Origin of the sequence: Aquisalimonas sp. 2447 (genome assembly GCF_012044895.1) — a bacterium.
Classification (GTDB): Bacteria; Pseudomonadota; Gammaproteobacteria; order Nitrococcales; family Aquisalimonadaceae; genus Aquisalimonas.
In genome coordinates this window covers 1,370,091-1,381,698 of record NZ_CP050695.1, presented here as the reverse complement: position 1 = coordinate 1,381,698, position 11,608 = coordinate 1,370,091, and the positions used below count along the sequence as shown (strand labels likewise).

Here is an 11,608-nt window from a genome sequence, read left to right as displayed (position 1 = left end):
ACCTGAGCCAGTAATCCGGAGTCTCTCGGTTTACTTTAGGGAGAGTCTGCTAGCTTACGCAGCGTTTCGGGGTTCGGCGCCACCTGTCCCTGTAGATGTTGTCTGATTGGGTCCAAGGTCATTTAACAGTTCGCCGCCCCACTATTTCGGATCGGCATCAAGTGCCCGCTCATCCGTGGTTCGGCGGCTGGGCGAGATCCGGGGGGCTCCCGTTGTGGCCCTCCTGCGCTTTGCTCGATACATCGCCGCGTCCGCTTCACGGATAAGGCTCTCAGGCTCGCCCTCACCGAGTCTGCTGATGGCAGCGCCTATGCTCGCACCAACGCGGTGGGTGCTGCTGCCTGCGGCAATCGGCGTCGCAATCACTTCCTGAAGCTTGCGTGCAACTTGTTCGGTTTCCGCGGTCGCAGTGTCGGTATCGTCGCTGAGCCCGCAGAGCACAACAACGAACTCGTCACCGCCGTAGCGGACCACAGTGTCCTGGTTACGAACCGCCTCCTGGAGCCGACAGGCAACTTCAACGAGAACGTGATCGGCTTCGACGTGGCCGCAGGTGTCATTGACGTCCTTGAAACCATCAAGGTCGATGAAGAGAACGGCGTAGAAGCCGGACGCCCAGGGACTCGTGCGGCGGCACTGCTGCTCCAGTACCTGCTCCAAGGCGAAGCGGTTCGGTAACCCCGTGAGCGAGTCGTGTTGAGCGAGGTGTTCGATTTCGCGCTCTTTTGTCTTGCGCTCGGTGATGTCCTGGAAGTAGAGCATGATGCCGTGACGACCGGGATGGACTCGGATCTCGACGTCCGCGCCGATGGACGCCAGATGAACCTCCACCGTTCGGGAGGCCTCATTCGAGACCGCCTCCTCGTACGCAGAGACGAGTGCCGAGCGACCAAGCTGGGGGAACGCCTCCCAGATCACCTGCCCGAGGAGATCCATCCGGGTATGCCCGATCATGCGCTCGCAGCGCCGATTGACGAAGGTGAAGCGCCACTGCTGGTCAAGGAGGCACAGCGCCTCCGGAATGTTGTCGAGCGTGTCGTGCAGTTGCCTGGCAAAGCTTGTCGGCCGCGTTTCCGGGAAAGGCGCTTTGCCTGTCTCTTGAATGATCCCGCGCACCTCATCGACCGAGTTGCGTAAACCGCTGAAGGTTGCCACCCATTCCACGTGAAGGCTGCCACCCGGACCGGGGCAAAGCTGCCACCCATCGGAGCGTAGCGACGCGGGGTTTCTCTTCTTACTCCGAAGGCGCAGTGCCCGTCAACGTGGCTTGGCGTTTTCGCATGGATTCACCCCTGAGGGTGATCTTGTAGGCGTTGTGGACGAGGCGGTCCAGGATGGCGTCTGCCAGGGTGGGGTCACCGATGACGCCGTGCCATTCCTCGATGGGAAGTTGACTGGTGGCGATGGTGGAACGGCGGCCGTGGCGGTCTTCCAGCACCTCCAGCAAGTCCCGCCGGTTCTCGGCACTGAGCTTCATCAGTCCCCAGTCATCGAGGATGAGCACGTCCACTTTGGCGAGGTTGCTCAGCAGCTTGGCGTACTGGCCATCGCCTTTGGCGATCACTAGCTCCCGTAGCAGCCGGGTCAGGCGCACGTACTGCGCGGTGTGGCCCTCCCGGCAGGCCTTGTGCGCCAGCGCGCAGGCGAGCCAGGTCTTCCCCACCCCGGTGGGGCCGGTGATCAGTACATTGAGGTGCTCCTTGACCCATTGGCAGCTTGCCAGTGACTGGATCAGCCCTTTGTCCAGGCCGCGTGGGTTGCGGTAGTCCAGGTCCTCGAGCATGGCGTTGTGGCGCAGCCTGGCCCGGCGCAAGCGGCTGCTCATGCGTCGGTTCTCGCGTTCAGTCATCTCCCGGTCGACCAGTAGCCCGAGGCGTTCCTCGAAGCTCAGATCCGTGATGTCGGGGGTGGCCGACTGGTCCGCCAGAGCGGCGGCCATGCCGGTCAGCTTGAGGGTATGGAGCTTGTCGAGAGTGGGATGGTTGAGCATGTTGGTGTCCTTCAGTGGTAGTAGGCCGGGCCACGGATGTTGTCGTGGGTCTCGGGTAAGGCCAGTTCCTGTTGCTCTTCCAGCGGCTGCTGGTCCAGGCGGTGTTTGAGGATGGACTCGATGCTCTTGTAGCGGCAGCTCCCCAGCACCAGGGCGCGCTGGCAGGCCGCTTCCAGGCGTTCGTCGCCATAGCTCTGCCCCAGCCTCAGGATGCCCAGGCAGGGGCGATAGGCCTGTTGTGGGTGCTTGCGGGCCCCCAGGACGGTGCGTATGAGCTTCTCAGTCGCCGGCCCGGTCTTGGCCGCCCAGGCGATCAGGCGCTGCGGTGTCCACTCACCCGCCTGGCGATGGGACTCGGGCATATGCGCAGCGATGGTGGTGTGGCGACCCTTCTGGTCGCAGCGACAGTGGCTCGCGACCCGGCTGCCCCGGTAGAAGCACTCGATGGTGTTGTGGGTGATCCGCACCTCCTCCTCTTTTTTGATCAGGGTGTAGGGGACCGAGTAGTAATGCCCGTTGATGGCCACGTGGTAGTCGATGTGCACCCGGGCCTTTTTCCAGTCTGCGTAGACATACGGCTCTGATGGCAGGGGCTGGAGGAGCGGTTTGTCCAGTTGCTCGAAGTGCTCTCGCCGGCACCCGGGCAGCTTGCGGAAGGGGCGGCTGTTGAGCCTGGCCAGCAGCTCGCGGATGGTGGCGTTGAGTTGGCCGAGCGAGAAGTGCTGGCGGTGGCGAACTGCCGCCAGAATCCAGCGCTGGACGATTAATACACCTCCTTCGACCTTGGCCTTGTCACGGGGCTTCCGCGCCCGCGTGGGGACGATGGCGACCCCGTAATGGGCAGCCATGTCCTGATAGGTGGGGTTGAGATCGGGCTCGTAGCGGTGGGCCTTGTTGACGCCGGATTTCAGGTTGTCCGGAACCACCAGCGCCGGCACACCGCCGAGGAACGCGAAGGCACGGGTATGCGAGCCGATCCAGTCCGGCAGTGTCTGGCTCCAGGTGGCTTCGGCATAGGTGTAGTTGGAGGCCCCAAGCACCGCCACGAAGATCTGCGCCTCGTGGATCTCCCCCGTGGTGGGGTCAATCACCGGCACCGTCTGGCCGGCATAGTCGACGAACAGCTTCTCGCCGCCTCGGTGGTCCTGACGCATCACCAGGTCCAGCTTGCCCTCCCTGCCAGGCCCGGTAGTGCTCGCAGAACCAACTGTACTGATACCCCTCAGGGTTGCCCTGGCGGTACTCCTGCCAGAGCAGGAACAGGGTGACGTGCTTGCCCTTGAGTTCCTCGTGGATCTGGTGCCAGTCCGGAACTCCTCGGGCCTGAGCCGGCAGCTCTGGTGGCGGTGGAAACAACAACCGCTCCACACGTGCCTCGTCCAGATCCTCTGGCAAGGGCCAGCTCAATCCGGCCTCGGTCGCACGGCGCAGGTACTCACTCACGGTGGGACGGCTCACACCGCAGGCTGCCGCAATCTGGCGATTGCTCAGCCCTCGCTCCCACTTGAGACGAAGGACTTCTTTGATTTTACGCATGGATAACCTCTTCGCCGGCATCTGGCCCCCTCTGGATGAAAAGGCTCAGACTACCGTTTAGTTATCCCGCGCCGGTCGCTGTCGATGGGGTGACTCAGCCGGCCTGCCAGGGTGGCAGCGTTGCCGTGGAATCAGTGGCAGCGTTCCCGTGGAATGGGTGGCAGGCTTCGTCTGGAATCAGTGGCAACCTTGGTCTGGAATACGCAACCGAGTTATCAGCATCGGTATGTGCTCGGCCTGGAACACGAATTCGTTGGCGCCGTTCTTCAGACGGGACAAAAGCCGTCTCGTCGAACTGCTCTCCTTTTTGACGGCAGTCGTTCAACTCCCAGGCACCGATCACCCCAAGAGATGAGTCCACAGGACGCATCAGCTCGGGGTCGGGCGGGACCGAGCGCGCCGTGTCGATGGCGCCATCACCACCGACGGTCATGTGTCCGTGCAAGCCGATCTGACGGCTTGCACGGGCTGCCATTCGGTCAAGCACGTCCAGATCCGCCGTAGTTGGCGCGGAGTCGTTGGTGCAGGTCACCAGCAGGACACCACGCAATCGGTCCGAGTGGTCGCCGAAGGTGACAGCGGCAAAGGGGTGCTGGATACGGCGGAAGGCGAGCAGCGCCAGTTCTGTCGCGACCTGGGGCGTCGGGTTGCCGGTGTCGAGGTGCGCGATCTCGACGTGCCTGGTACCCGATTGCGTGACGAAGATACGCCGAAGGTCCCGGCGGTTGATGAATTGGCAGGTCGCGAGCGCAGTCCACGCCGAGATGCGTTGCAGGTGCGCATGCGCCTGGCAGAGGAGATTGCCACCCTCCCAGACCGCGACGAAGGCGCCGACCGCGACAGGCAGGGCGCATGCTTCCTCCACCAAAGCCGTCAATGCCCCAGCATGGCCAAAGGCCCCTTGCGCGTCTTGCCGGGGCGGCGCTGCAGAAAACTCGCGTTCCTCGACCATGATCCCTGCCGACTCTTGAGGATACAGGCGGACTGTCGAATGGTTCTTTTCTCCCTGCAGAGCTTTGGCGCCAGCGCGGACCCGCGCGTCTGCGCCGGTGTCACTCACAGGGGTAGGGGCTCAAAGTGTGAATTGTGTCACATCCTGACGACACCCAGCAGTTGTGTTTGGTGCTGACCCATTGCGCCAAGCTCAGGGATTCGGCGTATCGACCGGGGAGCGGTATCTCGAAGAGACCATACAGATGAAGCGTGTCAATTTACTTGGCCGTTGACAAAGCGCACCGACGGGGCGCACGTGGATATGAAATGAGTAGAGTTCGCTTTGGCCAGATATCTTGCGAGCTTTAACTTCGATTCCGAGGCGCCGGACGTGGGTCTTGAGCTTGGGGTGTTCAAACAGGCTCCGCCGGGCTCGCAGTTTTGCGGGTGCGCCGACATACGCGAGCGCCTTGGTCAGGCGAAGCCTGATCACGACACCCTTCGCGTTTGTCTCGTTCGCACAACGCATAAACGGGTTGACCTCGGCCCCGTTGGGCGCAAATATAGCTCTGGCGAGTTGACTACCTGTTCATGTCGCTACTCACCTCTCTTTTCAAGGGCTTTGCCACCTGATGACACCCGAAGTGCAAGAGGCACTTAGGCTATGTCCCTCCCTGCCGACTCTGTCGAGCGTGGCCGACAGTGTTGTACGGCTGGCGCGGGACCCTGACCCGGACGCCACGAGTCTCGTCCGTTTAGTGACGCAGGATCCAGCCCTGGTGAGCCGCCTTCTTCGGGTGAGCAACTCGCCGCTGTATGCGCGCCGGCGCTCCGCGGACAATCTCCACGAGGCGATTTCGGTGCTCGGGATCAACACGACGATTACCGTGGCGTTGAGCTTTTCGCTCGCGGATAGCATTCGCACCAGCGAGGCATCGTTCCGCCTCACGCAATACGTCTGGCGTCGCTCGCTCTTGGCAGCGGTCACATCGCGTCGCATTGGCGCCATGCTCGGGGTCAGGCAGGGCGAGGAATTATTCCTTGCCGGGCTGCTCCAGGATATCGGCATGCTCGCGCTCCAGGTCGCACTCCCGGAGCACTACGCGGTAATCGCTCATGAGCCGGAATCCGACCCAGAGCATGACACCATTGCCGCTCGTGAAAAGGAGGCATTTGGGTGCGATCACAGCGAGGCCAGCGCCTGGCTCATGCGCGATTGGCAGATGCCTGAATACCTGGCTGCCTGCGCACACGGGAGCCATGATCCATCGCGATCCACCGGCGAAGCGTGGAGTCACCTCGTTCGCTGTGTCGCACTCTCAAGCCGCGTCGTCGAGTTCTATCTCTCCGGCCAGGAGACCAGAAGCGCGGAGTCACTGGCCGCTGACGCCCATCATCTCGTCGGGCTGAGTCAGGAGAGAACCTACGATTTACTTGCGGGCATCGCTGAAGAGCTGCCGACCATCGAGCAGCTCTTCGAGACCGAGATCCTCTCACCCGCCTACGCTGCCGGCATTGTAGACCAAGCTCGCGAGATCCTGACCATCAGGAACCTGGAGCTGCTGCGACAAATCTCAGAGCAACAGCTCCACGCTCAGGAACTCGAGACGAGGACCAGCGAGCTACGCGAGACGGCGCATCGCGACGGTCTGACCGGCATCCACAACCGATGGCACCTCGACCAGCGCCTTGAGACGGAGTACACGCTCGCGACAGAGCACAACTGGCCGCTGGTGATCGGTTTTCTCGATCTCGACCATTTCAAGCAGGTGAATGACGAACACGGGCACCAGGTCGGTGATCAGACCCTTGCGCAAACGGCGCGGGTTCTGGAGCGCAGCCTGCGGGAAGGCGACTGTGTCGCCCGCTACGGGGGTGAAGAGTTTGTGGTGCTGTTGCCCGGCACCGATTCGCGTGACGCAGGAATCGTCATGGAACGCCTTCGCAGGGCAGTGGAATCCGAAGTGCACACGACCCACGAGGGCGTCGAGTTGCGGGTCACCGCGTCCATTGGTGTCACGATCTACGTGCCCGGAGAGCATGATGTCCAAGGGCCATCGACGCTTGTCCGTGAAGCCGATCGTGCCCTTTACGATGCCAAGGGCTCCGGGCGCAACCGCATCGTGTTTAGTGATCTGCTGGCACGCAAGGAAAAGCTAGCGCAGCGAAAGTGACCTGTAGGGGTTATCGTTCGAGCTGAGCGTCGCCATATCCTCGGTCCACTGCGCCGATGTCGTCGTTGGCCGCAGATCGGGAAGCAGTCAAATCATAGCTTCGGAGTCCCGCGACACGCGGAAACGTCCGGTGATCACTGTGTCGGAAGCGAACTCCAGCGTGCCATCTCCTGGTCGAGCGATTCCGCGAGATCGGAAAAGCGCTCGAAACTGTTGCGCCGGCGCTGCTCCGAAAGATCATCACGAAGCCCTTGGTGGACGTGTGTCGCCATGTTGCCTAACAGGTCGTGGACCGAGCGACGATCACTGTTGGTGATTGCGATCTGCACGGCAATGACGTCGATGGCATCTTGCAACCAGCTCAGTACGTCATCAACGGCCACGTCCAGGCGATCGAGAACAGCCGCCGGGTTGTCGGCACTCGCATGCAGACTCCGCCCAAGGGTCTGGAGCTTCTGAATCTCGCCGCGCACGACAACAGGCCAGTCCGAGGCCCCGCATAGGCGATCGACCCGTGGCAAGCTTGCCACGCGCAGATGCCCCATGTGGTAGGCATCAAGCCCCTGTTTGGCCATCTGGCCAACATGACTGCCTCGCCCTGCATGGTCGATGATCGCCTCAAGCGCCTCGATCAGCGGAGCTGCATCCGCACTGCTGCCTTTCTTCGTAGCCCGCACTGCAGGCCCCGCATCACCCGCATCCTGCTCACGGCGTACAAGGTCACGGCGCTGAAATGAAGAAAACGGCCTTTTGTCGTCGTTCCCGTCCGGACTCATCATCCACCTCGTTTATTCGACCGCGCCTGCAGGCGGTTGTCCGTCCTATGGTGCCCAAGGACCCTGGGTGTCAACCTCATAGTCGACAGTGCCCCTTTTGATTCCTGTATAAAGGAGCCAGGGCTTTCGTAGGAGCCGAAGACTGTGAACGACTCGAACGAAGTACCCACTGATCCGACCCTGGAGAGGCGCACGCGGCGACGGTTCTCCGCAGCCGAGAAGCAGCGCCTGCTTGCTGAAGCCGATGCCCTCCCGCGTGGGGAGAAGGGCGAGTGGTTACGCCAAAATGGCTTGTACGCCGCACAGCTCACCCAATGGCGCCAGACGTTGGCCGAGACCGGCACACAGGGTCTGGAGCCCAAGACCGGTGGGCGTAAGCCCACCGACCCACGGGATCGTGAGATTGCGAAGCTGCGCCGTGAGAAGGAGCAGCTTGAGCATCGCGCCCAGGTGGCGGAGGATCTGGTCGAGCTCCAAAAAAAACTGCGGGATCTGGTCGCCCGGGCCGGCAACGACGAGCGCTCGCAATGATGGTCCTCAACGAGCGCCCTGCGCATGTTCCCCGCAGCCGCGCTTGCGCGGCGCTGGGGATCTCGCGTACCGGGAGTTATCCGCGGGACCGCCGCTGTGGCTCTCCGAAGCCTGCATCGCGTCCCCAGCCACGCCAACTGGGGTCGGTGGAGCGTGAGCGCATCCGAGACTTGGCCGGCAGCGAGCGCTATCAGGATGCAAGTGTGCGGGTGATCCATGCCACTGAACTCAATGAGGGGCGTGTGCTGGCCTCGGTATCGACGATGTACCGGGTGCTGCGCGCCGATGGGCAAACGCGTGAGCGGCGCCCGCAGCGACCGCCCCAGAATCACGCTGTCCCGCGGGTGATCGCCGAACGGCCCAATGCCGCCTGGACATGGGATATCTCCAGACTTCCGACGGTGGTGCCTCGGCGCTATTTGAACCTGTACCTGATCCTGGATCTGTTCAGCCGCTACCCTATCGCCTGGATGATCAGCGCCAAGGAGAACGCAGCACTCGCCCAACACCTGTTCCGCAATGCGTTGACGCGCCACCAGATCCCGGCCGGGCAACTGACCGTCCACCAGGACCGTGGTGCGCCCATGATCGCCCACAGCTACAGGGACTTCCTGGACGCCTTCGGCGTACGTCGCAGCTACTCGCGGCCCCGGGTGAGTAACGACAACCCCGTCAGCGAGGCGCAGTTCAAGACCATCAAGTACAGCCCCGGCTACCCGGGGCGGTTCCGGGACATCCGCCATGCCCGCGAGTGGATGCAGTCCTTCATGACCAGCTATCAGCATCGGCCCCACGAAGGCATCGGGTTCTACACGCCGGCAGACGTCTTCCACGGCCACGTCGATACCGTCCACGCCCGACGCGAGCAGGCGCTCGCCGCGCACTACGCTGCGCACCCGCAGCGCTACCCCAACGGGGCGCCCCGGGCGAGCCTGCCGCCGGCGGTCATGGCGATCAATCCCGGTGACGGGATCACCACAGCGGCCGAGCTGCTGGATCAGGCCCCGGAAAACATGGCAACGCATACACCCGTGACCGTCACTGAAGAGGAGCCTGTTCACTAAGAAAACCGCCGGTCACTGTCGGAAAAAGGTTGACACGTTCCGGGACGCTTCGTCCGTAAGCGCCCGTAAATCGACCCACTTGCCCCGCAGGCGGTCGTCAGCTCTTTTTCGGAGCCGGCTCCAGGCCCGTATTCCAGGGCAGTAGCGCTTCGAGCTTCTCGACGGTGTCCGCCTCGCCGATGTGCGTGAGCACATGGTGGATGTAGGCCGAGGGGTCCAGGCCATTGGCCTTGGCGGTCTCGATTAGTGAGTAGCAGCTCGCGCTGGCGCGTGCGCCCTGGGTGGTATCGGCGAACAGCCATGCCTTGCGACCGAGCGCGAACGGGCGGATGGCGTTCTCGGCCAGGGCGTTACTGATCTGTAGATCCCCACGCTCGCAGTAGCCCACCAGGGTGTCCCACTGGTTCAGGGTGTAGTCCATCGCCTTGCGGGTCAGTGAGCCCTTCACGACCTTGCCGGCGTTGTCTTCCAGCCAGGTTTTCAACGCCTGGAGCCGGGGCAGGCTCTCGGCCTGGCGGATGCGATAGCGCTCATCATCGCCGAGATCCTTGATTCGGCGCTCAATGGCGTAGAGCTCTTGGATCGCCCCCAGCGCCACATCCGCCTTGGCGCTCTGGCGTTTGCCTTTGCCCTTCTTCTTGGGCGGCGCCGCCTTGGAGGCCTCGACAAACTTGCGACGGGCATGATCCCAGCACCCGATCCGGGTGATGGCGTTGTCCCGACACACCTGGCCGTAGCCGGAGTAGCCATCGGCCTGCAGGATGCCGCTGAAGTCATCGAGCAGGCGCACGGGCACGCTCCCCGCACGTGAGGGGTCGTACGCGAACAGCACCGTTGGCCGGCCAGGTGGCCCACCCCGGGTCACCCAGATCCATTTGTCGGACTGGGCGACCTTGCCGTCCTCCTTGAGGACCTGCATGCGGGTCTCATCGGCCTGGAGGTAGTCGCTGGTGTTCTGCGCCTCGCGCATGAGGTTGATCAGCGGGCTGAACACCGCATCCAGGCGGATGATCCAGTGCGCCATGCTGGTGCGACTGACCGAATGCCCGAGCCGCGCCAGCATGTTCTCCAGTCGGTACAGCGGCAGACCGTCGGCGTACTTCGAGGTGATGATGTAGGCGAGCAGCGCGGTGGTGGCAATGCATTTGCCCAGCGGGTGGACCGGCCGGGGCGCCGCCACTAGGGACTCCTCCCCGTCGTCGTGCTCGAACACGGCCTTCTCCTGCCAGTACTCCAGCACGCTCAACTGAGCGGGGATGAACTCAAGCTCCTCCTTGACCTTGGTGAAGAAGGTCTTGCTGGCACCGGCTTTCTCCTCGTCGCTGAGCGTGAGCTCAACGCGCCTGCGCGCCAGCGTGTCCGAGAAGCCCCGCTCACGCCGCTTGCCCGAGGTGCGCGGCGTCTCATCCGGGTCGGGTTCAGCGTCGTCCGGGAGTGCCTCGCGCAAGGCATCGATCTCGGCTTCCACCTCCGCCTCGTCGAACAGCGTGATCTGGTTTTGATGCTTCTCGCTACTGGCGGCGAACTTCTGGAGGGTCTTCAGGCGCAGCAGTTCTTCGAGCAGATCAATGCGCGTATCGCGTTGCCGGATGGCCTGCTCTTTCGAGGCCAGTTGTTGCTGAAGGTCACCGATAACGGCCATCATCTCAGCGGCGGAGAGGCCGCTGAGATCGGGAGCCGGAGGGGCGTTATCGGGCGTTGATTTCATTACGAAATCATACCAAAAACAGCGCCCTGGCGCACGCAAAAACGCCTACCCAAGCGCCTCGTAATGCAGCTTTTTGTGCCCCCGCAGCAGCGTGATGTCGTAGCCGTCGAGCAGCCAGTTGATCTGCTCCCCGCTCAGGCTCATCAACTCATCGCCCGGGGCCGGCCACTTGAACCGCTCCTCGGCCAGGGCCTTGTAGTAGAGCACGAAGCCGTTGTCTTCCCACATCAGACACTTGATCTTGTTGCGCTGGCGGTTGGTGAAGGCGTACAGCGCCCCGGTGAAGGGGCTGTGCCCGAGCTCCTGCTCGACGATCAGCGCGAGACCATGGGCCTGTTTGCGGAAATCCACCGGGGCCCGGTACAGGTAAATCTCCGGCAACTGCCGGGACGGGCGCAGAGACCGGTTGCGCATCACAACTGCCTCAGCACCGCGCCCAGCAACTCGATGTTGCCCGCGTGCAGGCCGGTGATCGACACACCGCCGGGCAACGAGACGGTCAGCCCATCCGCGGCGTCATCGTGTGCCACCGGCGCCACCCTGGCAAAGCCGGCCCGCGAAGGCGACTCGCCCGGGCCACGGAGCTTTCGCCGCCAGTAGACAAACTGGTGGTAGGTGAGTGAGTGTTGCTTGCAGAACGCCGCGCCGGACAACCCGGAGGCCGTCCACGCATCCAGCGTCTGTCGCCAGTAATGATGCAGCTCGGCGCTGGTCATACCGATTTCCTCCAGTGGTCAACGGGATGGAACCAGTGTGACCAGTACTCAGACCAGGGAATAGGTGCCGATTCGCTGGCGCTTACCTTCGCCCTGTGCGTATTAGGGCCAAGGTGACCAAGGATTCCACTACCCTCTTCGAGGAGAGTAACTCTTGCTGGAGCCTGCGCGTACGGCTCG

At 62.9% G+C, this 11,608-nt stretch carries 10 protein-coding genes and 1 pseudogene; 3 read left to right on the top strand and 8 right to left on the bottom strand.

Going from position 1 to position 11,608, the window contains the following annotated elements; genetic code table 11:
* Nucleotides 1-141: 141 nt before the first annotated feature.
* The 4 genes and pseudogenes from KU884_RS06525 to KU884_RS06510 form a co-directional block, all read right to left on the bottom strand.
* Nucleotides 142-1,164, bottom strand: coding sequence for a GGDEF domain-containing protein (locus KU884_RS06525; protein WP_167781907.1), 1,023 nt, complete (start codon nt 1,162-1,164; stop codon nt 142-144).
* 70 nt (nt 1,165-1,234) lie between these two features.
* Nucleotides 1,235-1,990 (bottom strand): IS21-like element helper ATPase IstB, encoded by a 756-nt coding sequence (gene istB / locus KU884_RS06520; protein WP_167781906.1) that lies wholly within the window; start codon nt 1,988-1,990, stop codon nt 1,235-1,237.
* 11 nt (nt 1,991-2,001) lie between these two features.
* Nucleotides 2,002-3,547 (bottom strand): annotated as a pseudogene (istA, locus tag KU884_RS06515) (IS21 family transposase).
* Nucleotides 3,548-3,620: 73 nt separating this feature from the next.
* Nucleotides 3,621-4,478: a hypothetical protein gene (locus KU884_RS06510; protein ID WP_167781905.1), complete on the bottom strand. Its 858-nt coding sequence runs from the start codon at nt 4,476-4,478 to the stop codon at nt 3,621-3,623.
* 613 nt (nt 4,479-5,091) lie between these two features.
* Between KU884_RS06510 and KU884_RS06505 the strand changes: the two genes are divergently transcribed.
* On the top strand, nt 5,092-6,633 hold the full coding sequence (locus tag KU884_RS06505) for a GGDEF domain-containing protein (RefSeq protein ID WP_254432198.1): 1,542 nt from the start codon (nt 5,092-5,094) through the stop codon (nt 6,631-6,633).
* 134 nt (nt 6,634-6,767) lie between these two features.
* Here KU884_RS06505 and KU884_RS06500 read toward each other — a convergent pair whose 3' ends face one another.
* Nucleotides 6,768-7,412, bottom strand: a complete 645-nt coding sequence (locus KU884_RS06500; protein ID WP_167781903.1) for a hypothetical protein — start codon at nt 7,410-7,412, stop codon at nt 6,768-6,770.
* A gap of 141 nt (nt 7,413-7,553) precedes the next feature.
* Between KU884_RS06500 and KU884_RS06495 the strand changes: the two genes are divergently transcribed.
* Both KU884_RS06495 and KU884_RS06490 read left to right on the top strand, forming a co-directional pair.
* Complete coding sequence (locus KU884_RS06495; protein WP_167781902.1) at nt 7,554-7,940, top strand: transposase; 387 nt, start codon at nt 7,554-7,556, stop codon at nt 7,938-7,940.
* A complete protein-coding gene (locus KU884_RS06490; RefSeq protein WP_167781901.1) occupies nt 7,937-9,004 on the top strand; it encodes an IS3 family transposase in 1,068 nt (355 codons plus the stop codon). Before KU884_RS06495 ends, KU884_RS06490 begins: the two co-directional genes overlap by 4 nt.
* Nucleotides 9,005-9,101: 97 nt before the next feature.
* Here the strand turns inward: KU884_RS06490 and KU884_RS06485 are convergent, their stop codons facing one another.
* Genes KU884_RS06485 through KU884_RS06475 form a run of 3 tightly spaced genes read right to left on the bottom strand, consistent with a single transcriptional unit; the run spans nt 9,102 to nt 11,428 of the window.
* Entirely contained in the window at nt 9,102-10,712 is a 1,611-nt protein-coding gene (locus KU884_RS06485; protein WP_167781900.1) for an IS66 family transposase, read from the bottom strand.
* 45 nt (nt 10,713-10,757) lie between these two features.
* Nucleotides 10,758-11,126: an IS66 family insertion sequence element accessory protein TnpB gene (gene tnpB / locus KU884_RS06480; RefSeq protein WP_167781899.1), complete on the bottom strand. Its 369-nt coding sequence runs from the start codon at nt 11,124-11,126 to the stop codon at nt 10,758-10,760.
* Nucleotides 11,126-11,428, bottom strand: coding sequence for an IS66 family insertion sequence element accessory protein TnpB (locus KU884_RS06475; RefSeq protein WP_167781898.1), 303 nt, complete (start codon nt 11,426-11,428; stop codon nt 11,126-11,128). The genes tnpB and KU884_RS06475 overlap by 1 nt, the downstream gene beginning before the upstream one ends.
* Nucleotides 11,429-11,608: the final 180 nt, after the last annotated feature.